We start from the raw sequence: 20719 nt of genomic DNA on the forward strand, positions 1-20719 counted from the left end.
TCAGAGGCGCCACCGCAGCAGGCGCAGGCCCATGAACACCACGAACACCGTGCCGCCCTCGTGCGCGACCACGCCCAGCGGCAGCGGCACGCGGCCCATGATGGCGAGCGGCGCGACGAGCAGAATGATGCCGAAGGCAAAGAGCAGGTTGAAGCGCACCGTGCGGCTGGCGTCCTTGGCGAGGCGCACCGCCCCGGCGAGTTTGCCCATGTCGTTTTGCATCAGCACCACGTCGGCGGACTCGATGGCGACGTCGGTGCCGCTCGCCACCGCCACGCCGAGGTCGGCGCGGGCCAGCGCCGGGGCGTCGTTCACGCCGTCGCCCACCATCGCCACCGGGCCGGGCAACTCGCCGATGATGCGCAGCTTGTCCTCGGGGAGCAGTTCGGCGCGGAACTCGGTCAGGCCGACCTGTTTCGCCACCGTTTCGGCCACCTCTCGCTTGTCGCCGGTCAGCATCACCGGGTGCGCCACGCCCGCCGCCCGAATGGCCTGTATGGCCTCAGCAATGCCGGGACGCAACGTGTCGGCGACGCCCATGACCCCGACCACGCGCGGCCCCACACCCACGATGACGGTGCTGCTTCCCTCACGGCTGAGGGTGTCGACCGCCTGCTGCTGCGCCGGGGTCAGCGCGGCGCCTTCCCGCTGCGCGAGGCGCAGATTTCCGGCCCAGGCGAGTTCGCCGCTCTCCAGGCGGGCCTCGATGCCGTGCCCCGGAATGGCCTGGGCGCCCTGCACCAGTGTCGGCGCAACCCCCTGCGCCTGCGCCGCCTGCACGATGGCCTGGGCGATGGGGTGCTCACTGTGGGCTTCCAGACCGGTGGCCAGCGCCAGTGCGCCGCGCTCGTCGTCGGCGTAGGTGTGGCTGAGCGTCATCCTGGCCTGGGTGAGGGTGCCGGTCTTGTCGAAGGCGATGGTGTTCACGCCCGCCAGCGCGTCGAGCGCGGCGCTGCTCTTGAACAGCACCCCTCCCCGGGCCGCCGCCGCCATCGCCGAGAGCATCACGGCGGGGGTCGAAATCACGACGGCGCAGGGAGAAGCGACCACCATGAACGTCATGGCGCGGTACCACGCGTCGGCGGTGCTCAGCCCGCCCAGAGAGTGCAGCCCGGCGTAGACCAGCGGCACCGCGAGCAGCACCAGCGTGGCGTAGGGGCTTTCCCAGCGCTCACTGAGGGTTTCGGTGCGGCTTTTCTGGGTCTGGGCGTCTTCCATCAGCGCGACCAGGCGGGCCAGGGTGCTTTCGCCTGCCGGACGAATCACCTCGGCCTCCACGCTGCCGTTGAGGTTGACGGTGCCCGAAGCGAGTTCGGCGCCGGGGGCCTTGTCGATGGGGCGGCTCTCCCCCGTGATGGGCGACTCGTCCACGGAGGTATTGCCCGTCACCACCCGGGCGTCGGCGGCGACGCGCTCGCCCGGCCTGACCACCAGCAGGTCGCCGATGCGGATGTCACCGAGTTCGCACCATTTTTCCTCCCCGTCACGGCGCACGGTGGCACCCTCGGGGTTGAGGTCCATCAGGGCTTCGATGGCGCGTTTGGTGCGGCCCATCGCCCAGTCCTGCAGGGTGTTGGACAGGCTGAACAGAAACAGCAGAATGGCGCCGTCGGCGGCCTGACCGATGCTTGCGGCGCCCAGGGCCGCCAGTACCATCAGCAGGTCCACGTCCAGCTTCCTTTCGACGAACAGGCTGTGCAGCGCCTCGCGCCCCGCCGGGATGCCGCCCGCGAGGTAGGCGAGGCCGAAGCCGCCCCACATCACCGCGTCGCTGTGCAGGACGTGTTCCCCGAGCAGGCCGACGACAAGGCCGAGCAGGGTCAGAAACGTAAACAGGACCGCCCAGCGCAGGTCGGGCGGAATCACGAATTTCTTGCTGCCGGGCGCTTCGGCGCGGGCCTGGGCCGCAGCAGGGGAAGGACTGGTCATGAAAACTCCTTGAGGGGTGAGGGCTTAATAGGAAAGATTCTCAATAAGTGATTCTACGCTTTCGCCCCTATAAACTCAACGGAGAAAGCCGGGCGGAGAGATCGGAAAAAGGCCAGGGCCGGAGACGCCCGGAGGTCCGTGCAACCCTGGCGCCCTTGCCCGCGTAGTGTGGCCCGAGATGAGTCTTCCTTTTCTGGTGTTTTTGCTCGCCTGGCTGGTCGGCATGGTCTGCACCTTCATTCCGGCGGTGCCCGCCACGCTGATCATCTTTCTGGGCAGTGTGGCGGCGGCGCTGCTCGACGGTTTCCAGGCCGGGCGCGACCTGCCTTTTTTGCTGGTGTTCGGCGTCATCACCCTGCTGATCATGAGTATCGACAACGTGGCCTCGGCCTGGGGTGCCCGCAAGTACGGCGGCGGCAAGGAGGCGATGTGGGGCGCTCTGGTCGGCGGCCTGCTCGGCATCTTCATCCCGCTGGGGCTGATCGTGGGGCCGCTGGCCGGGGCGCTGGTGGCCGAGCTGGTCTTTGCCCGCAGGCCCTTTCAGGACGCGCTGCGCTCGGCCTGGGGCACGCTGGTCGGGCTGCTGGCAGGCATCGCGGCGAAGGTGGTGCTGCACCTCATCGTGGGCCTGTACGAGCTGTGGCGGCTGTGGGACCCGGCCAGGAGCATCTTCGGCTGATACGGATTCCGATTGAATCTGGTCGTTTCAGATTCAATCCGACTTGCAAAGCTGCGCAGCAGAGCGGATGCGAGTAGGAAAAAATACGGATTCCGCGATATGGATGCACAGGCGGCGCCTTCCCAACTGTACAGGCCCGACTGTGCAGGAATGAAGCGGAATCCGTATGAGCCGTCAGAGCCGGGTCAGCCGTTCGCCTCTACCCTGAGCGCGTGAAACCCGCACCCTTTGCCCTGGCGCTGAGTCTGGGGGGCCTGCTCAGCGCCCACGCGCCAGCGGCGGCTCCGGCCCATCCCGAACAACTCAACAAGGCGGTGCAGGCCGCACTCGGCAGCTGCGGCGTGCGGCCCCGACTCAGCGGCGACCTGGGCGAAGCCGCCGCCGACCTGATGGCGGGCTACGCCCTGGAGCAGGCCCTGCCGCGCCACAGCTACCGGGCGCACCGGGCGCAGGGCTGGAGCAGCACCTATCACGGCGACCTCGCCTGGGTGGGCCGGAAACTCGGGGAGCAGTGCGGCAAGTGGCAGGACTACGCCGAGTACGGCCTCGCCACCGACGGCACGCGCATGGCCCTGGTGCTGGGCACGCCCGCGCGGGTGGACCTCACGCAGTCGCGGCGCTGGCTGAACGACTTTCTGAGCGCCACCAACCGGGCACGCGCCCAGGGCCAGAAGTGCGGGAGCAAGCTGATGAACGCCGTAGGGCCGCTGAAGTGGGACACTCGCCTGGAAGCGGCGGCGGCCCGGCACGCGACCGACATGGTGAAACTGGATTTCCGGGGGCACACCAACCCCAGAGACGGCAGCAGCCCCCTGGAACGGGCGCAGGGCTACGGCTTTCGCGGGAGCGTGGGCGAGAACATCCAGTACGGCTCCATCACCGCCGGAGAAGCCGTCAAGCACCTGCTGACCAGCCCCGGCCACTGCGAGAACCTGATGCGCCCGGAGTGGAAACTGTTCGGCGCGGCGGTCAACAACGGCACGACCAAAACGCTGTTCGCGACGTACTGGGTGCAGGTGTTCGGCGCGGAGTAGGGGCCGCCGACCCTGCCAACTGTGTCTCCTTTGCCCTGTCCTGACACGGCATCTGCCAGAGTGAACACATGACCAGACCGAATCAGCGCACCCCCGAAAGCGAGAAGGCCCCGGCCAGTCGGGAGGGAGCCAGTCAGGAAGCAGGAGGGCAGCAACGGGCAGATGCCGGGGCGCACTTCCGCCTCAGCGTGGCGGGCGGCAAGGCGCAGGACATCGAGGGCAAGGCCAGCGCGAGCAGCTTGTCCGACGCGACCTTCACCACCCCCCGCGCCAAGTTGATCGAGGAAGCGAACCAGGCGATTCGGGGCGACCTGGAGGGCTACCCCCGCGCCCTGGCCGCCTACGACGCGCTGCGCGGCGACCCGGAGGCGCGGGCGCACTGGGACATGGCGAACTACGTGACCATGCGCAAGCTCGGGTACAACGACCACGGGCGGGTCCACGCCTTTATCACCGGAGCGGCGAGCATGGCGATTACCGAACTGCTGCTGGACGCTGGGGTCAGGCCCGACCTGATGGAAAGCGGGGTGGGCGACGCCGACGACGTGTTCCTGACCGTCATCCTGGGCACGATGCTGCACGACATCGGCAACCAGATTCACCGCACCGCGCACGAGCAGCACGGCGTCGCGCTGGCGCTGCCGATTCTGGAACGGATTCTGACGCCCATCTATCCCGACCCCTTCAAGCGCACCAAGGTCCGCTCGTTCATTCTGGGGGCCATCAACTGCCACGACCTCAACCCGGCGCCGCTGACCATCGAGGGCGGCATCACGGCGCTGGCCGACGGCACCGACATCACCAAGGGGCGCGGGCGCAAGGCCTTTTCCCTCGGCAGCGTGGACATCCACTCCATCAGTGCGCTGGCGGTGGACCAGGTGGTCATCCGGCCCGGACGCGAGCGGCCCGTGCGCATCGACGTGACCATGAACAACTCGGGCGGCATCTTTCAGGTGGAGGAGGTGCTGGCGCCCAAGGTGATCCGCACGCCGCTGCGGCCCTACGTGGAGTTGCGGGCGAGTATGCGCGGCGACGGCGGCGAGGAACCGATTCTGTCGCGGGTGCGGCTGGAAGGCGACCAGTTCGTGATGGACCTCGACACCGGCGAGCAGGTCACTGCCGAAGTGCAGGACACGCAAAAGCGAGTGGCCGAAGCGGTGGCCGCCAACCTGAACGTGGGCAGCGAGCGCGGCTGATTCCCTGGAGCTGATTCCCTGGAGCCGAGTCCCTGAAACTGAGTCCCTGGGGCCGGGACGCACTGCGGGTTCGGCGTCACCCGACGCTTCCCGGGTTGCCTGCCCTGGCCGCGCTGTCCCGGACTGCGTAGACCGCTGACGCCCGGCCTTCATAGCGCCCCGTACAATGCGCCGCGTGAGTGCGCCCGACCTTCCCTCCTGCTCTCCCGTTTCGCCCGACGAAACGCTTTCCCCCGGCAGCCCCAGGGCGACGGCCCTGCCTGCCGGAGTCCGCGACGTGCTGCCCGCCGAGTGGAAAAGGCGCGAACATCTGCGCCAGCACCTGTCCAGCCTGCTGCGTTCCTGGGGGTACGAGGGGGTGGACCTCCCCGCGCTGGAACTGGCCGACCCCGCCCATCCGCAGGGCGACCACGCCTTCAAGCTGATCGATTCCGGGGGGCAGGTGCTGGCGCTGCGCAGCGAGTACACCACCGCGCTGGGGCGGCTGGTGGGCACCCACTTTCCGTCCGGCCCCTTTCCGCTGCGGCTGCACTACGGCGGGCGGCTGTGGCTGCGCACCCAGACCAGCGAACTCGGGCGCCTGCGCGAGTTCAATCAGGTGGGCGCCGAACTCATCGGCGTGACCGGCGTGCAGGCCGACACCGAGCTGCTCGCGCTGGCCCACGCCGCGCTGGGGCAGGCAGGCGTGCAGGCGCAACTCGAAGTCGGGTTTCCCGGTTTCGTGGACGCGGTGCTCACCGACGCCGGGCTGACGGAGCCGGTGCGGGCGGCGCTGCACGACGCGATTGACCGCAAAAGCGGAGCCGACCTCGACCTGCTGGCCCGGCGGCACGGCGTCCCGGCGGACGTGACCCGCACGCTGCACAGCCTGACCGAACTCTACGGCGGCCCCGAGGTGCTGGCGGCGGCGCAGGCCCTGGCGCGCGGCGTGCGGGCCGAGCAGGCAGTGGCGCACCTGGGCGCGGTGCACGCGGCGGCGCGGGGCGCGGAGGTGGACCTGCTGTTCGACCTCGGGGTCAGCCGCCGTTACGGGTACTACACCGGCCTGACCTTCCGCGCCTACGTGGAGGGCATCAATCAGCCGGTGCTGGGCGGCGGACGCTACGCGCTGCCGGGGGGATTGCCGGGGGCGGGCTTCGCCATCGGGCTGGAGCGGCTGGCGGCGGTACTGCCCGCCGGGGTGCCGAGCGAACCCGAAACGGTGCTCGCGCTCGACTTCGCGGGGGCGGCGGCGGCGCGGGCGGCGGGCCTGCGGGCCGAACTCGCCTGGACAGACGACGGGGCCGAGCTGCGGCACTTCGCCCAGGCACGCGGGCTGCGGCGCTGGGTGCAGGGCGCGGACCTGCGGGACGTGACCCCTCACGCCCTTACGTCCGGCGCGGAGGCCCGCGCATGACCTCGGTCCCCGAACGCCGCCCCGACCACCTGACCCTGGCCCTGCCCAAGGGCCGAATCATGGACGACGCCATCGCGCTGCTTTCGCAGGCCGGACTGCCGCTGACCCGCCCGGAAGCGAGCCGCGCCCTGCGCCACGAGTTCCCCGGCGTGACGGTGCTCGAACTGCGCAACCAGGACGTGCCGGTGTACGTGGACCTCGGCGTGGCCGACGCGGGTATCGTCGGCAAGGACGTGCTGCTCGAAGCCGGGCGCCCGGTGTACGAGCCGGTGGACCTGCATTTTGCCGAGTGCCGCCTGTCGCTGATTCGTGAAATCGGGGCCAGCGGCCCTGTTGCCCGCGTCGGCACCAAGTACCCCCGCGCCGCCCGCGCCTATCTCGAGGAACGCGGCATTCCCGCCGAGGTGGTCAAGCTCAGCGGCAACATCGAACTCGCCGCGCTGACCGGCCTTGCCGACGCCGTCATTGACCTCGTGCAGACCGGGGGCACCCTGCGGGCCAACCACCTCGAAGAAGTGGACGTGCTGTTCCACTCCTCGGCCCGCCTCATCGTCAACCGCGCCGCCCTCAAGCTGCGGCGCGAGCGTCTGCGGCCCCTCATTGCCCGGCTGCGCGAGCTGACGGCGCCTGCCGACTCCGGCCTGACCTGATACGGATTCCGATTGAATCTGGTAGTTTCAGATTCAATCCGACTTGCAAAGCTGCGCAGCAGAGCGGATGCGAGTAGGAAAAAATACGGATTCCGCGATATGGATGCACAGGCGGCGCCTTCCCAACTGTACAGGCCCGACTGTGCAGGAATGAAGCGGAATCCGTATGAGAGAGGGAGGGACCAGGCCGCCTCAGCGCACGCTGACGGTCTGGTCGCGCAGCAGGTAACTGCGGCCCTGGGCGTCGCGCAGGCCGACGACCACCTGCACGGCGCCGCGCTGCAATCCACGCGCAGGCCCGGCCACCTGGGTGGTGAGGCAACCTTTGCCGCAGCCCTGGGCCGCCGCCTTGCCGACCGGCGTACTCCAGACCCCGTCGCGGGTGACCACGTACAGGTCCGTGACCCGGACGGGCGGCAGTCGCTGGGCACGCGGCGTTTGCAGGGTCAGGCGCACGCGGAACACGTCGCCCTCGACCCGGGGCGCGGCCTGCGCAGTCAGGGCACGGCCCGTCATGTTCAGGGTGGTCGGCGCCCCGAGCAGTTGCCCTGTCGTGGGCGCGGCGGGCAGTGAGCCACACGCCACGAGCAGCGCACACAGCAGGGGGAACAGACGCTTCATAGACCCAGTATACGGCGCCTGGCCCACAAAAAAACCCGCCCCCGAGCAGGAGGCGGGCAGGGCGGGGACGTTTACCAGCTCAGTTCAGGCGCCGTCACCACGCGGTCGGCGGGGGCGTCGGTAAAGAGCGTGTAGCTCAGGCGGTAGGTGCCGGTGGTCACGCGGCCCAGCACGATGGCCTCGCCGTCGGTGGACGCGCCCACGGTGGCGGCGCCGCCCACGCTCACGCCGCTGCGGACGCCGGGGTTGGTGCCCTGGGGCAGCGGGTCGATGATGCGCAGGTTGTCGATGGTGCCGTTGACGGTCAGCACCATGCTCACCGCGTAGCCGTTGGCGGTGGCTTCCACCGTCTTGGTCAGCGCGGCCTGGGCACCGTTTTCGACCACGCGGCTGGCGTTGGCGCCGCCAGGAGCGCGGACGGTCGCCTGGCCGCTGGTGGTCAGCCCGGTGGGTTCAAGGACCGCCTGGGCCGCGTCGCTGCGGCAGATGCGCACCGGGGCCTTGAGGCGCAGGGCCTGACCGCCGCCGAAGTCACCCGAGAGTTGCAGCGGGTAGTCGGTGCTCCAGCCGCTGGGCAGATTCACGCGCACGTTGGCGGGGAGGCGGTAGGGGAAGTTGGTCTTGGCGACCACCGAAAGCTGCGACACGTCGCAGGCGGCGAGCAGGTCGGGGGCCACGCTCAGCGAGAGCGAGGTGAGCACGCGGTACTCGATGGTCACGCGCCCGGTCTGTCCGTCCACCACGCGGCCCGGCTGCGGGGTGACGAAGGTGCTGTCGGGAATGGCGGTGGGCGTCACCGGGTAGTCGCCGGGGGTCAGCGGAATGGTGGCGGGGGTGTTGAGCGTCTGACCGTTCACCTGGAAGGGAATGCCGTTCAGCGGAATGCGGCGGTCACCGAAGATGGCGACGGCGTCCACCGCGAGGCCGCCTTCGGGCTGACGGGCGACGAAGCGGATGCGGGTGTCGCCGGGCTGGAACTGCACTTCGGTGGGGCTGGGCGTGGTGCCCTGGCCTTCGAGGATGGTCGAGCTGACCGGCACCCAGCCCTGCGGCAGCGTGGGGCGCACCAGGTTGCCCTGCACGGTGAAGTTGGCACCGGGAATCGGGCGGCCCTGGGTATCCACCACGTCCACCGCGAGGCGCTGGAGGCGAGCGACGAAACGGATGGTGGTGTCTTCATTCGGCTGGTAGCGCACTTCGGTGGGCGAACCGACGGTGCCCCGGCCCTCGAGCAGGTTGGCGCTGACGGGCACGTAGCTGCCGGGCAGCTCGGGCGTGGCGACGCCGCCCTGCGCGATGTAGTCCGAGCCGGGGATGGGCCGGCCTTCGGTGTCCACCACAGTCACGGTCAGGCGCGGCTGGCGGGCCACGCAGCGGATGCGGGTGTCACCCGGCTGGTAGCGCACCTCGCTGGGCGAGACCACGTTGCCCCGGCCTTCCAGAATGGTGCAGCTCACCGGCACGTAGCCCTGCGGCAGCACCGGGCGGGCCACGCCGCCTTCAGCGGTGGCCGTCGCGCCGGGAATGGGGTTGCCCTGCGGGTCCACCACGTCCACCAGCACGCTGGGGCGGCGGGCGACGAAGCGCACGCGGTTGTTGCCGGGCTGGAAGCGCACTTCGGTGGGCGACACCACGGTGCCCTTGCCCTCGATCAAGGAAGAGCTGACGGGCGTGTAGCCCTGCGGCAGCGAGGGCTTGACGGTGTTTTCACCGACCAGCACGTAGCTCGACCCCGGGATCGGGTTGCCCTGGGTGTCCACCACGTCCACCACCAGGCGGTTGGCGATCAGGGCGTCCTTGGGCGTCTCGAAGCCGCCGACGCGGGCCTGGGTGGGCTGGTCACCGATGCGGAAGGAGTAACGGATGGCGTTGGAGTACTGCTTGGTGGTCGGCAGCACGCGGATAAAGACCTGCCACTCGCCCACCTGCTGCGGGGTGATGGTAAAGCGGTTGGTGGCCGACTTGCCGTTTTCGGAGGTGGTGAGGTTGGCCCGCACGTTGCCGGGCAGCACCAGCCACGACTCGGCTTCCTGCGGCCCGTCGATGTCGTAGTTGATGACGCTGACCGTCTTGCCGACCCACTCGGCGGGAATGCTCAGGCGGGCGGCGAGCAGCGGCTCGGGGGTGGTGGACCGGGCGTTGACGCTGAAGTCGCTCGTTTCCAGGGCGAAGGGCGCGTTGACCCGCAGCGCGAAGGCGTTCTTGCCGTTGCCCCGGCTGGTGACCTTGAGGGTGTAGGTCCCGGCAGGCAGGCCCCCGGCAAAGAGGCTGTCCCAGGTGTGTTCACGGTTGGTGGCGTACTGGCGGCTGACCACCGTGCCCCCAGCGCCAGCGAGGACGAAGCTCGTCTCGAAGGTCTTCTGGGCGCTGTAGATTTCGTCGCCAAAGTAGTTGGGGCCGCGCTTGCTGCTGGCGGTAAAATCGGCGTAGTCGGCGAGGTTGGTGGTGGGGCTGTAGACCTCCAGGCCCAGGGGCTTACCCGCGTTGGCCGGCGTCACCACGATGTTGTACGACTCCTGCGCCTGCGGCCAGGTGTTGCCCACCGACACCAGCGGCAGAATGCCCCCGGTGGTGCTCTGTCCGGCAGGCTGGGTGGCCGACTGCGGCTGGGCCAGCGCGGCGCCGCTCGAAAGCAGCGCGAGCAGCAGGGCGGCGCGGGAGAGGGCCTTGCGGGGGCGCGAAGAAGATGAGGAAGGTAAGGTGTTCACTGTAGAAAATCATACACTGCGCGTCCGTCCCTGGCAGAGCAGCTGAGCAGGCGACCCCTGTTCCTCCCCCCCCCTCGCTTCCTTTGAGTTTCCCGCCTGCGCCTCTCGCCCGGCCTTTCCCCAAATCTGGTCAGCCCCAAATCGGGTCAGCCCTGAATCGGGTCAGCCCTGGCCCGACAGCAGCGCGACCACCAGTGTCACCAGCACGGCGGCCAGACCCATGCCGATGCTGCTGGCGGCCCCGGTGGTGCTGCCTTCCTCTCGGGCGCGGGCGGTGCCGACCCCGTGGGCCATACTGCCGATGGCAATGCCCCGGGCCAGCGGGTGCCGGACGCCGATGAGCGTCAGGAAAGGCGGCAGCAGCAGCGCCCCCATCAGTCCCGAGAGCACCGCCAGCGTCGCCGCGAGTTCGGCGGGCGCCCCGGTGAACTGCGCGAGTTGCAGCGCTACGGGACTGGTCGCCGGGGCGGTGATCAGCGAACGCTCTGCGTCGGGGCCGAGGTTCAGGGCGCGGGACAGCAGGGTGTCGGTGGTCACCCCCACCGCCGTGCCGAGCAGGCCCCCCACCAGCAGCGCCTGCCACTGCCGGGCGAGCAGGGCACGCTGCTGATACAGCGGCACGGCGAGGGCCACCACCGCCGGAGCGAGCAGCGCGGTCAGTGGCCGGACCTGCTCCTGGTACTGCGGGTAGCCCGTGCGCGTCAGCAGCAGCCCCGCCGCCGCCACCAGCGTGGCGATCAATGTGGGGTTGGCGAGCGGCGAGCGCACCCGCAGTTGCAGCAGCACCCCGGCGGCAAAGGCCAGCAGCGTGAGCGGCAGCCAGATCACGCGCCTTCTCCTGTCGGGCGAATCAGGCGCGAGGCGAGCAGCCCCGCCGTGCCTGCGCCGAGCAGCAGCCCCGCCGTCATCACCAGCAGCCACAGACCCCAGGCCGCGCCCGCCGAGAGGTAGTCCACGAAGCCCACGGTGGCCGGAACGAACAGCAGCCCCAGAACGCCCAGCAGCCCGTCGGCGGCAGCCTGAATCCAGTGCAGCCGGACCAGCCCCAGCGACAGCCCCAGCCACAGCAGCACCATGCCGACCACCGGCCCCGGCAGCGGCAGGTGCAGCACGCGGGTCAGCGCGAGACCCAGCGCCGCGAAACTCCACAGGATGCCGAGGCCCAGCACGAAACGCACCGGGGCCGGGAGCGCCTGCGTGACGCTGCCCGCCGCAGGAGCAGAGGTCACGCCCCGGCCTCCCCTCTCCCTTCTGTTCCTGCGGCGCCGGACCCCAGCCGGGCCAGCAGCCCGCGCACGACCTGTTTGGCATGGAGGGCCACCAGCGGCATGAAGGTGCGGTAGTCCACCTGCGCGTCGTGGTCGGCGGTGTCGCTCACCGAACGGATGACGACGAAGGGCACCCCCGCCTTGGCGCACACCTGCGCGACGGCGGCCCCCTCCATCTCGGCGCAGGCGGCCCCGAACGCCTTCCACAACCGGCTGACCCCCTCACGGGAGGCGATGAACTGGTCCCCGCTGGCGATTCTTCCCTCGATCACCCGCACGCCGCCGACCTCCTGCGCGGCTTCGAGGGCCAGGGCACGCAGCCGCGGGTCGGCGGCCCAGGCGGGAGACTCCCCCGGCACGGTGCCGACCTCGTAGCCCAGCGCGGTCACGTCCACGTCGTGCTGCACGAGGTCGGTGCTCACCACGATGTCGCCCACCCGCAGGTCGGGGTGCACGCCGCCCGCCACGCCGGTAAAGACGACCTGCGTCGCCCCCTGGCTCAGCAGCCACGCGGTGGTCAGCGCCGCGTTGACCTTGCCGATGCCCCCCCGCGTGAGCAGCACCGGCACCCCGCCGAGCACGCCCCGGTGCAGCGTGGCGCCGGGCAGCGTCAGGTCCTCGCGCTGCTCGAGGTCTTGCAGCAACAACTCGATTTCTTCGTCCATCGCGCCGATGATCGCTAGCATGGGGCGGAGCATAGCCGCTTCGGCGCCTTGCGGGGCTATGATCGCCGCATGTCGCTTCCTCACGGCACCTCTCCCGACGACCTTTCCGACGAGTTTTTCGGTGCCCTGGACGCGCAGTCGCTCGCGCACCCCGAGTCCGTCAAGTGGCAGCAGTACGGCGAGGGCGTGATTCCCATGTGGATTGCCGACATGGATTTTCCGGTGGCGCCGCCGATTCTGCGGGCGCTGGAAGACCGCCTGACCCATCCCCTGGGGTACCCCACCACCGACACCCGTCTGATCACCGGACTTCAGGCCAAGTGGAAGGGACAGGGCCTGGATGAAGTCCCCGCTGACGGCATTCATTTCACGCCCAGCGTGGTGCCGGCCCTGTACGCCGGGATTCACGGCCTGACCGACCCCGGCGACCGGGTGGTCACGATGACGCCCATCTACCACCCCTTTCACCTCGCCATTCAGGAACTCGGGCGCGAGGTGGCCGCCGCGCGGCTGCGCGAGGGCGAGGCCCGCTGGGAAATCGACTGGGACGCCCTGGAACAGGCCGCACAGGGCGCGAAGCTGCTGATGCTCTGCCACCCCCATAACCCCTGCGGACGCGTCTGGGACGCCGAGGAGCTGCGGCGGCTGCGTGACCTGGTGCTCGCCCACGACCTCCGGGTCATCTCGGACGAGCTGCACGCCGACCTGAGCTTTACCGGCGGCCCGTTCGAGTCCTTCGCCGCCGACCCGCGCGTGCGTGACCGGACCCTGACCGTCACCGGACCGTGCAAGGCGTTCAATACGGCGGGCCTGGGCATCGGCGTGATGTTCACGCACGACCCCGAGCTGCTGGCTCAGGTCCGGCGCCGGGTCACGGGCCTGGGCGGGCACCCTTCCGCCCTGAGCTTCGTGATGTGGCGAGCAGCGCTGGAAGAAGGCCAACCCTGGCTCAGTGGTGCGGTGGAGTACCTGCGCGGCAACCGCGACTTTCTGGTCAGTTTCCTGCGGGAGCGCCTGCCCTGGGTCCGCTTGACTGTTCCCGAGGCCACCTACCTCGCGTGGCTGGACCTGCGCGGGCACCCCGAGGCCGGGCGGATTCAGGACTTTCTGCTGGAAGAGGCGCGGGTCGCCGTCCACAACGGCCCCACCTTCGCCCCTGACCAGCAAGGCGCGGAGTACCAGGGCTTCGTTCGCCTCAACTTCGCCACCAGCCGCGCCCTGCTGACCGAGGCGCTCGAACGCCTGGCGCGGGCGCTGGAGACCCGGCGCGGGTAGGAGCCGGGAGGCACCTAGAGCAGTTCTCCGAATTACGCGTGCGCCCTGACAGCACCGCCACCCGCTCCATTCCCTGCTGCGCAGCTTTGCAAGTCCGTTCTGCTCATTAAAATTCACTCGCTCCGCTCTGCTTCGCAGCTTTACAAGTCGGACAGAAACGCTGCGCTTTTTCTGTCAAATGCTCTAAAGTTCCGGCCTCCCGGCCTGTTTGTTTAGCCTTCCTGCCGGTCCACGCTGCCCACGAAGGTCCACCACACCGGGGCCAGTTCTCCCGCCTGCGCTTCCTGCCGGGCCTCGTCGCCTCGTCCCAGCGCGAACAGGGCGAGCACCCGCGCCGGACCGCGGGGGCCGGAGCGCTCCAGCGCCCGCTGCGCCGTTTGCCGCGCTTTGGCGGCGGAGCCGACCCCCGCCTGCACGTGCGCCAGCACCGCGAGCAGGTGGGGGTCGGCACTTTCGCCGGTCAGCTCGGCCACCTTCAGCCCCTCGGCCAGTGACCTCAGCGCCTGCCGGGGGGCGCCCTGGGCCTGTTCGAGTTCGCCCAGCAGCGCCGCGGCGGCAATCAGGGCAGCGGCGTCTCCCTCGCGCCTCGCCTGGGACCGGGCCGCCTGCGCCAGCATGAGCGCCTGGGCCTCTCCGAGTTGCGCCCCTGCCCGTGCCCACAACACCGCGCGGCGGGCCGAATCGGGCAGGGTCACCAGGGCCGCCCGCGCCGCTTTCGCCTCTCCCAGCCGCAGCCATGCCGGGGCGTGAATCCAGGGCGACTCGCTCCAGGCCAGCGCGAGGCGGGGGTGCCCCAGGCTAAGGGCGCGGGCCGCCGCCACTTCCTGTTCGTCAGGGGGCAGGGCCTGCCACAGCCGCTGCACGTCCTGGACAGCGGGCCTGTGCGCTGCGCGCAGCAGCAGTTCCAGGGCAGTCAGGTCAGGCACGCGCCGCAGCATAGCGGGCGCGGCGGTGGGGGCAGTCTCATACGGATTCCGATTGAATCTGGTAGTTTCAGATTCAATCCGAGCGGATGCGAGTAGGAAAAAATACGGATTCTGCGATATGGATGCACAGGCGGCGCTTTCCCGACTGTGCAGGAATTAAGCGGAATCCGTATCAGGCGCTCAGTGCAAAATCCAGGCCGAGAAAGCGCCACAGCGAGCGCCGGGGCACACGCAGCCCACTGGGATGCTCGACGGCGCCCAGACGGCCATCCTTGATCCAGCGGCGCACGGTGCGCTCGTGGGTGCCGGTAAAGTCGGCTACCTCACTGACCTTGAGGAGCTTGGGCAGGTTGTCGAACTGACTGGCTAGGGTCATGACCGGGTCTCCTTTCCGAACGGGGGCCAGGCCACCCGCTCAAAACGCGCGTGGGGCCACCAGACGGCAGCCCCACACAGAAATAAGTCAATGTCGTTTTCGCGCTCGCCCGGCACCCGGCCCGGCCCGGCGGGCAGAACAGCACCCCACCCGGGACGACCGACAGCAAAAGAGACAGGCGAACGTTTCAACTTGCCCGGAGGTTACCATGTCGCCTGTCAGGAACAGGTCACCCCACCCTGAACAAATCTATTGATAACGTGCAAAGTTGGTCTCATCAATGGTGCGGACAGTTTTAGGCGGCTTTGACGCCGAGTTCAAGCGGCCTAGTCGGATGTTTTTCCAACTCGTGAAATCGCGCCTCAAGACCGAGATTGCGAAGAATTCGGCGGGCAAAAAGCTGGTTGTAGGCCCGCCTTTTGATGTCTTCATAGGAGAACACCATCCGGGAGGCAGGACGCTGCAGGCGTCCTGCCTCTTCGAGCAAGACCTCTGCCCGTCCCAGACTCAGCGCAAAGAAGGCGGCATTCCAGTGGTTTTCCAACGCGATGGTGCGGCGAAGCTGACACGTGTTCAACCCCGCGAACTGCTTGGCATCCCGGAACACGAATTCCAGCCTGAACCGGGCGCTGTAGAGCGCCCGAATCTGCTCCGCTGGCAGAGTCGGGTCCGTGCTACAGAGCACCACATGCCCCTTCACCTTGCCGCGTCGGTCCAAATTTTGGATGACCACAACTCGGAGGAACCGCGTATAGTGGGGGGCCCACACGACGCGCGTCCACACCCGTTCTCGGTCCTCACCAGGCACACTGGCCCACCCATCGAAGTGGATGAAATCAACCTTTCCAGCCCATTTCTGTCGGCCTCCTCGCCGCTTGGGATGTGCGCCGGTAAAGGGGTAAAGCAGGTTGGCGTTGCACTGCATTTTGGTCACGAAGGCGTAGCCTTCGCGACTCACGGCGTCCATGAACATCGTCTTGGCGTACTGACCATCGGCGACCACCACCCGGAGATGCTGAGCTAACCAGGCGCGGCGCTGCTTGAGGAAAGACACCAGTTGATCCAGGTACTGTTCGAGGCGGTCAGCCTTTTGTCCACGTGGTTGAGTTTGTTGCACATGGACAGGGAAGGCATGATGGCCCGACCAGCTCAGCAGCGCCAGACACGACAGCTCCAAGCCGGTTTCGGAACGGTGCGATGCACCGTTCCAGAAGGCCCCCAACCCTGCGGTGTGCTTGCCCGACTTGGGAACGAAGCTGGCATCCAGTGCCAAGATGAAGCGCCCTTCCAACACGCCCAGTCGCACCAGGAGTTGCAGCAGGCCCCAGTGCAGCTCCGCCCACGGCAAGGTCTTCTGAAACCAGCGGCGGAGCGTCCGTTCGTTCCAGCCGCTATAGCGGCTGAAATTCCTGGCGTTGATCCGACCGGGAATGGCTTGCCAAAGCGGAATGAGTGCAGCAAAAAAACGATGTTGATGGGCGGGCAGCGCCAAAAGGGTCAGCAGAATCAGTAACATCGAAGCAGGTCTCCTGTGCATGAAGTCATTTCAACCTCACCGTACCGGAGACCTCCCCTCTATCCCCTCGAAACTGTCCGCACCATTGCTCATACGGATTCCGATTGAATCCAGCAGATTTCTGGATTCAATCCGACTGAAAGGAGTAGGAAAAGATACGGATTTCGCGATATGGATGCACAGGCGGCGCTTTCCCGACTGTGCAGGAATTAAGCGGAATCCGTATGAGCTCTGGGCCATAAGCTCTGAACAGCCTCTTCATGGCTCATGGCCTATAGCTCATGGCAAAGGGAATGTGGCTTCTTAGCAGGTGACACGGCCATACCGCGTTCTCAATAAGGAGAGCGGGCGCACCCCGGACCTGCGCCTTTGCACCGCTTCCAGGCCCGTCCAGCGTTGACGGACTGCGGCGCCCGCGCCCTTCCTTGTCCCCCCGGCGGTACGCGGCGGCGCAGGCCGGGGAGCGGAGTATGCTGGGGCCGCAATATCAGCAGCAGCGGGGCCTGAGAGCCGCCTGCTCTTTTTGCTGCCAGTTTTGCTGCCCGCCGCTCCCTGAGCTTCGCCGCGTTCGGGTCAGTTTCAGTTTCGTCACCCCCCCCTCATCCCGGAGGAATCCCGCCTTGTCCCTGCCCACGTCCACGACCCCCGAGAGCTTCATGACTTCCCGCCGCTCGCCGCTGCTGGTGTTTTCCGGCCAGAGCAACCGCCCGCTGGCGCAGGCCATCTGCGACAGTCTGGGGGTGCCGCTCGGGCGCAGCCGCACCGAGAAGTTCACCAACGACAACCTGATCGTGCATTACGAGGAGTCGCTGCGTGAGGGGGACGTGTTTATCGTCCAGTCGTTTTCCACCCCGGTGAGCGACGCGATCATGGAACTGATGCTGATGATCGACGCGGCCAAGTCGGCCAGCGCCGGACGCGTGACCGCCGTGATTCCGTACTACTCCTACGCCCGCAGCGACAAGAAGGACAGCCCGCGCATCTCCATCGCCGGGCGGCTGGTGGCCGACCTGCTTCAGGAAGCCGGGGCCGACCGCGTGCTCACCATGACGCTGCACGCGCCGCAGGTCCACGGCTTTTTCAAGGTGCCGGTGGACCACCTTTCGGCGGACGTGGTGCTCAGCCAGCACTTCAAGAAATGCGTGCCCGACGCCCACAACGGCGTGGTCCTCGCCCCCGACGCGGGCAGCATCAAGCGGGCCTCGCAGATTGCCCGCCGCCTGGATTCGGGCCTGGCCATGATCGACAAGGAGCGGCTCTCGGACACCGAGGTGCGCCCCCGCGCCCTGATCGGTGACGTGAACGGCAAGACCGTGTTTATCGTGGACGACGAAATCAGCACCGCCGGGTCGCTGGTGGAAACCGTGAACATCGCCCGCAGCATGGGCGCCAAGGACGTGTACGTGGCCGTCACCCACGGGGTGTACTCCGGCCCGGCCATCGAGCGTATCGCCGCGCTGGACGTGACGCAGGTGGCAAGCTGCAACACCGTGCACGTGCCGCAGAGCAAGGTGGACGGCGCGGGCGGCAAGCTCGCGGTGCTGGACGTGGCGCCGCTCTTTGCCAGCGCGATTGCCAACATCCACACCGGCGCTTCGGTCAGCACGCTGTTTACCTGAGACGGATTCCGATTGAATCTGAAACTCCCAGATTCAATCCGACTTGCAAAGCTGCGCAGCAGAGCGGATGCGAGTAGGAAAAAATACGGATTCCGCGATATGGATGCACAGGCGGCGCCTTCCCAACTGTATAGGCCCGACTGTGCAGGAATGAAGCGGAATCCGTATGAGACGACCTGGGAAGTCAGCGGGAAGCGGGTCCAGCCGGGGGCCTGCTTCCCGTTTTCGGCGGCCTCTTTGTAGACTCTGTTCGTAGGCTTTTGCCCTTTGTCTGCCCGCCTGCCTGAACTATGCTGCGCGACATGACGCCGCCTCCCCAACGCGCCCAGCCCCACCGCACCAACCCGCTGTGGGTGGCGGTGGGCTTCGTCCTGACCGGGCTGGGGTTTCTGGGGCTGATTTTGCCTGGACTCCCCGGCACGGTGTTTTTCGTGCTGGCCGCCGCTGCCTTCGCCAAGGGCGACCCGCGCTGGGAAACGTGGCTGCTGTCGCGCCCGGTCGTGGGCCAGATGGTGCAGGACTACCGCGAGGGCAAAGGCATGCCGCTGCGCGCCAAGTGGATCGCGTGCGCGTGCATCGTGGTGGCGGTGAGTTTTAGCCTGACCCGGATTACGGTGCTGGCCGGGCAGGTGGCGTGGGGACTGGTCGCGCTGTTCGGCCTGTGGTACATCACCCTGCGGGTGCCCACCAAGCGGGAGTGAGCCGAGCGAGACGTGGAAAAAGAAGGCAAAAGGAAACGCCCCAACCGGCGCTGGGGGCTGCTGGCGGCGCTCGCCCTGGCCGCGGGGCTGACCTGGGCGCGGCGCGACCGGCACCGGCAGCTCTACCCGCCGCGCGGTGAGGTCTGGGGGCTGCCGTCGGGGACCACGCATGTCATTGAGGGTGGCTCCCCGGACGCGCCGCCGCTGCTGCTGATTCACGGCAGCGACGGGGTGGCGCTCGACTGGCCGCTGAGTCCGCTGTGGGAAAAGCTCGCCCCGCACGCGCGGCTGATTGCCCTGGACCGGCCCGGACACGGCTACACCCCGGCGCGGCCCGGCGAAGCGGTGACCGTGGAAAAGAACGTGGAACGCTGCCTGGAACTGCTCGACGCGCTGGGGCTGGAACAGGTCACGGTGGTCGGCCATTCCTACGGAGCGGCGGTGGCCCTCGCGCTGGCGCTGCGCCGCCCCGAGCGGGTGCGGGCGCTGGTGCTGATTTCACCGCTGGCGCTTCCGGCCAGGGGGCTGACCCGGCCCCTGGCCTACGTGCCGCAGGTGCCGCTGCTCGAAACGCTGCTGACGCGGGTGCTGCTGCTGCCGCTGGGCCGGGTGGTCGCCCATATTGAGGGCGGCAACGCCTTTTACCCGGCGCCGGTGCACGCCGCGTGGCAGCAGATGATGCTCGCCTTTTCCCGCCGCCGCGAGCAGGTTCACGCGCTGGCCTGGGAAAACCGCACGCTGGGCCGCGAACTGGGGGCGCTGCGTGCGCTTTACCCGTCCCTGCGCTGCCCGGTGACGGTGCTGGGCGGCGTGCATGACCGGCTGGCGCCCTACCCCCAGCAGGCGCAGGCGCTGAGTGGGCAGGTGCCGGGGGCCGAACTGCTCACCTTCAGCGACGGCGGACACCAGCTTCACTGGACGCACCCGGAAGAGGTGGCCCGGGCGACTTTGGCCGCGCTGCCCCGGAGTGAAGGGTGAACGCCGCCGAGTCGCTCGCGGCGCTCGCGCTCGACCTCGGCGCGGACGTGGTGGGCTGGGCGCCCGCGCAGATTCCGGCGGCGGCGGTGCAGGAGTACGCCGGGTGGCTGGCGGCGGGGCGGCACGCGGGCATGACCTATCTGGAACGGCAATTGCCCGCCCGCGCCGACCCCGGCTCACGGCTGGACGGCGCCGCCAGCGTGCTGATGCTGGGCGTGTCGCACGCGATGACCCTGCCGGAGCGCCCGGCGGGGGGCGTGCGGGTGGGCCGGGTCGCCCGCTACGCCTGGACCCCCGACTACCACGAGCAGCTTCAACCGCTGCTGACGCGGCTGGAACAGGAAGCGGCGTCTCAGGGCGTCCGGGCACGCGGCTACGTGGACCACGGCCCGGTGATGGAGCGGCTGCTGGCGGCGCAGGCCTTTCCCGGCTGGCGCGGCAAGTCGGGGATGCTGCTGAGCACCGAACTGGGGGCTTTTACCACGCTGGCCGCTGTGCTGACCGACCTGCCGTACCTGGGTGACGGTGCGCCGCACCCGGACCGCTGTGGCCGCTGCGTCCGCTGCGTCGGCGCCTGCCCCACCGCTGCCATCGGGCCGGACCGGGCGATAGACGCGCGGCGCTGCGTGTCGTACCTGACCATCGAGCACCGGGGACCGCTGCCGGTCGAACTGCGGCCCGGCGTGGGCGACTGGCTCTTCGGTTGCGACATCTGCAGCGCGGTATGCCCCTGGTCGGTCCGGGCGGGACCACTTGCCCGGCTGCTTGGGCCACGGCCCGAACTGGCGCACCCGGACCTCTCCCGCTTTTTCGGCGTCAGCGAGCGGCACTTCGAGCGCGAGTGGGCCGGCACCGCCTTCCTGCGCCCGCGCCGTAAGGGAATGGCCCGCAACGCCCTGACGGTGCTGGGCAATGGCCGCGCCCCCGAGGGCTGGCCGCTGCTGCTCGCGGGCGCCGGGGACCCCGCCTGGGAGGTGCGCGAGGCGGCGGCCTGGGCCTTGTCGCGCTGGGAGAAGTGGACCGAACTTGCCCGGCTGGAACGTGACCCCGACGAACGGGTGCAGGCGGCGGCGCGGGCCTTTGCCGACCCCGGGACGGGCTGATACGGATTCCGATTGAATCTGGTAGTTTCAGATTCAATCCGACTTGCAAAGCTGCGCAGCAGAGCGGATGCGAGTAGGA

General features: G+C 68.7%; 19 protein-coding genes. 10 read left to right on the forward strand and 9 right to left on the reverse strand.

What is annotated here, in order from left to right; translation table 11 throughout:
- The gene (locus G6R31_RS05485) at positions 1–1929 is read right to left on the reverse strand and encodes a heavy metal translocating P-type ATPase (RefSeq protein WP_017871593.1); all 1929 of its coding nucleotides are present in this window, start codon (positions 1927–1929) and stop codon (positions 1–3) included.
- Positions 1930–2107: 178 nt separating this feature from the next.
- On the opposite strand from G6R31_RS05485, the gene G6R31_RS05490 reads away from it, so the two are divergent.
- The 5 genes from G6R31_RS05490 (at position 2108) to hisG (ending at position 6884) form a co-directional block, all read left to right on the forward strand.
- Positions 2108–2608, forward strand: coding sequence for a DUF456 domain-containing protein (locus G6R31_RS05490; protein ID WP_025568042.1), 501 nt, complete (start codon positions 2108–2110; stop codon positions 2606–2608).
- Positions 2609–2820: 212 nt separating this feature from the next.
- Positions 2821–3642: a CAP domain-containing protein gene (locus tag G6R31_RS05495; protein ID WP_017871591.1), complete on the forward strand. Its 822-nt coding sequence runs from the start codon at positions 2821–2823 to the stop codon at positions 3640–3642.
- Between the two features lie 68 nt (positions 3643–3710).
- Positions 3711–4838 (forward strand): phosphohydrolase, encoded by a 1128-nt coding sequence (locus G6R31_RS05500; RefSeq protein ID WP_017871590.1) that lies wholly within the window; start codon positions 3711–3713, stop codon positions 4836–4838.
- A gap of 166 nt (positions 4839–5004) precedes the next feature.
- On the forward strand, positions 5005–6234 hold the full coding sequence (locus G6R31_RS05505) for an ATP phosphoribosyltransferase regulatory subunit (RefSeq protein ID WP_017871589.1): 1230 nt from the start codon (positions 5005–5007) through the stop codon (positions 6232–6234).
- Positions 6231–6884: an ATP phosphoribosyltransferase gene (hisG, locus tag G6R31_RS05510; RefSeq protein ID WP_017871588.1), complete on the forward strand. Its 654-nt coding sequence runs from the start codon at positions 6231–6233 to the stop codon at positions 6882–6884. Before G6R31_RS05505 ends, hisG begins: the two co-directional genes overlap by 4 nt.
- A 192-nt stretch (positions 6885–7076) precedes the next feature.
- On the opposite strand, the gene G6R31_RS05515 is transcribed toward hisG, so the two are convergent.
- The 5 genes from G6R31_RS05515 to G6R31_RS05535 all read right to left on the reverse strand — a co-directional run bounded on the left by G6R31_RS05515 (position 7077) and on the right by G6R31_RS05535 (position 12167).
- On the reverse strand, positions 7077–7505 hold the full coding sequence (locus tag G6R31_RS05515; protein WP_017871587.1) for a hypothetical protein: 429 nt from the start codon (positions 7503–7505) through the stop codon (positions 7077–7079).
- A 71-nt stretch (positions 7506–7576) separates the two neighbouring features.
- Positions 7577–10213: a hypothetical protein gene (locus G6R31_RS05520; protein WP_017871586.1), complete on the reverse strand. Its 2637-nt coding sequence runs from the start codon at positions 10211–10213 to the stop codon at positions 7577–7579.
- A gap of 162 nt (positions 10214–10375) precedes the next feature.
- Positions 10376–11041 carry an LrgB family protein gene (locus G6R31_RS05525; RefSeq protein ID WP_017871585.1) on the reverse strand — a complete coding sequence of 222 codons (666 nt, stop codon included), beginning with the start codon at positions 11039–11041 and terminating at the stop codon, positions 10376–10378.
- Positions 11038–11442 carry a CidA/LrgA family protein gene (locus G6R31_RS05530; RefSeq protein ID WP_017871584.1) on the reverse strand — a complete coding sequence of 135 codons (405 nt, stop codon included), beginning with the start codon at positions 11440–11442 and terminating at the stop codon, positions 11038–11040. Before G6R31_RS05530 ends, G6R31_RS05525 begins: the two co-directional genes overlap by 4 nt.
- A complete protein-coding gene (locus G6R31_RS05535; RefSeq protein WP_025567971.1) occupies positions 11439–12167 on the reverse strand; it encodes a 5'-methylthioadenosine/adenosylhomocysteine nucleosidase in 729 nt (242 codons plus the stop codon). Before G6R31_RS05535 ends, G6R31_RS05530 begins: the two co-directional genes overlap by 4 nt.
- 48 nt (positions 12168–12215) lie before the next feature.
- Here G6R31_RS05535 and G6R31_RS05540 point away from each other — a divergent pair, with 48 nt between their 5' ends.
- Positions 12216–13421 (forward strand): MalY/PatB family protein, encoded by a 1206-nt coding sequence (locus G6R31_RS05540; RefSeq protein ID WP_017871582.1) that lies wholly within the window; start codon positions 12216–12218, stop codon positions 13419–13421.
- 212 nt (positions 13422–13633) lie between these two features.
- Here the strand turns inward: G6R31_RS05540 and G6R31_RS05545 are convergent, their stop codons facing one another.
- The 3 genes from G6R31_RS05545 to G6R31_RS05555 all read right to left on the reverse strand — a co-directional run bounded on the left by G6R31_RS05545 (position 13634) and on the right by G6R31_RS05555 (position 16239).
- Positions 13634–14347 carry a hypothetical protein gene (locus G6R31_RS05545; protein WP_229659276.1) on the reverse strand — a complete coding sequence of 238 codons (714 nt, stop codon included), beginning with the start codon at positions 14345–14347 and terminating at the stop codon, positions 13634–13636.
- A gap of 172 nt (positions 14348–14519) precedes the next feature.
- Complete coding sequence (locus tag G6R31_RS05550; protein WP_017871580.1) at positions 14520–14723, reverse strand: helix-turn-helix domain-containing protein; 204 nt, start codon at positions 14721–14723, stop codon at positions 14520–14522.
- A 295-nt stretch (positions 14724–15018) separates the two neighbouring features.
- A complete protein-coding gene (locus tag G6R31_RS05555) occupies positions 15019–16239 on the reverse strand; it encodes a transposase (protein WP_164993966.1) in 1221 nt (406 codons plus the stop codon).
- Positions 16240–16859: 620 nt separating this feature from the next.
- Between G6R31_RS05555 and G6R31_RS05560 the strand changes: the two genes are divergently transcribed.
- The 4 genes from G6R31_RS05560 (at position 16860) to queG (ending at position 20640) form a co-directional block, all read left to right on the forward strand.
- Positions 16860–17858 (forward strand): ribose-phosphate diphosphokinase, encoded by a 999-nt coding sequence (locus tag G6R31_RS05560; protein WP_017871984.1) that lies wholly within the window; start codon positions 16860–16862, stop codon positions 17856–17858.
- A 302-nt stretch (positions 17859–18160) separates the two neighbouring features.
- Complete coding sequence (locus G6R31_RS05565; protein ID WP_025568127.1) at positions 18161–18559, forward strand: YbaN family protein; 399 nt, start codon at positions 18161–18163, stop codon at positions 18557–18559.
- A gap of 12 nt (positions 18560–18571) precedes the next feature.
- Positions 18572–19537, forward strand: a complete 966-nt coding sequence (locus G6R31_RS05570; RefSeq protein ID WP_017871982.1) for an alpha/beta fold hydrolase — start codon at positions 18572–18574, stop codon at positions 19535–19537.
- On the forward strand, positions 19534–20640 hold the full coding sequence (queG, locus tag G6R31_RS05575; RefSeq protein WP_017871981.1) for a tRNA epoxyqueuosine(34) reductase QueG: 1107 nt from the start codon (positions 19534–19536) through the stop codon (positions 20638–20640). The genes G6R31_RS05570 and queG overlap by 4 nt, the downstream gene beginning before the upstream one ends.
- The last annotated feature ends 79 nt before the right edge of the window (positions 20641–20719 follow it).

It is taken from the genome of Deinococcus wulumuqiensis R12 (genome assembly GCF_011067105.1).
Classification (GTDB): domain Bacteria; phylum Deinococcota; class Deinococci; order Deinococcales; family Deinococcaceae; genus Deinococcus; species Deinococcus wulumuqiensis.

Excerpts from the sequence above, each read along its gene's own strand:
- G6R31_RS05485 (WP_017871593.1), bottom strand. The coding sequence starts at position 1,929 with ATGACCAGTCCTTCCCCTGCTGCGGCCCAGGCCCGCGCCGAAGCGCCC.
- G6R31_RS05490 (WP_025568042.1), top strand. The coding sequence starts at position 2,108 with ATGAGTCTTCCTTTTCTGGTGTTTTTGCTCGCCTGGCTGGTCGGCATG.
- G6R31_RS05500 (WP_017871590.1), top strand. The coding sequence starts at position 3,711 with ATGACCAGACCGAATCAGCGCACCCCCGAAAGCGAGAAGGCCCCGGCC.
- G6R31_RS05505 (WP_017871589.1), top strand. The coding sequence starts at position 5,005 with ATGCGCCGCGTGAGTGCGCCCGACCTTCCCTCCTGCTCTCCCGTTTCG.
- hisG (WP_017871588.1), top strand. The coding sequence starts at position 6,231 with ATGACCTCGGTCCCCGAACGCCGCCCCGACCACCTGACCCTGGCCCTG.
- G6R31_RS05515 (WP_017871587.1), bottom strand. The coding sequence starts at position 7,505 with ATGAAGCGTCTGTTCCCCCTGCTGTGTGCGCTGCTCGTGGCGTGTGGC.
- G6R31_RS05535 (WP_025567971.1), bottom strand. The coding sequence starts at position 12,167 with ATGCTAGCGATCATCGGCGCGATGGACGAAGAAATCGAGTTGTTGCTG.
- G6R31_RS05540 (WP_017871582.1), top strand. The coding sequence starts at position 12,216 with ATGTCGCTTCCTCACGGCACCTCTCCCGACGACCTTTCCGACGAGTTT.
- G6R31_RS05550 (WP_017871580.1), bottom strand. The coding sequence starts at position 14,723 with ATGACCCTAGCCAGTCAGTTCGACAACCTGCCCAAGCTCCTCAAGGTC.
- G6R31_RS05555 (WP_164993966.1), bottom strand. The coding sequence starts at position 16,239 with ATGTTACTGATTCTGCTGACCCTTTTGGCGCTGCCCGCCCATCAACAT.
- G6R31_RS05565 (WP_025568127.1), top strand. The coding sequence starts at position 18,161 with ATGACGCCGCCTCCCCAACGCGCCCAGCCCCACCGCACCAACCCGCTG.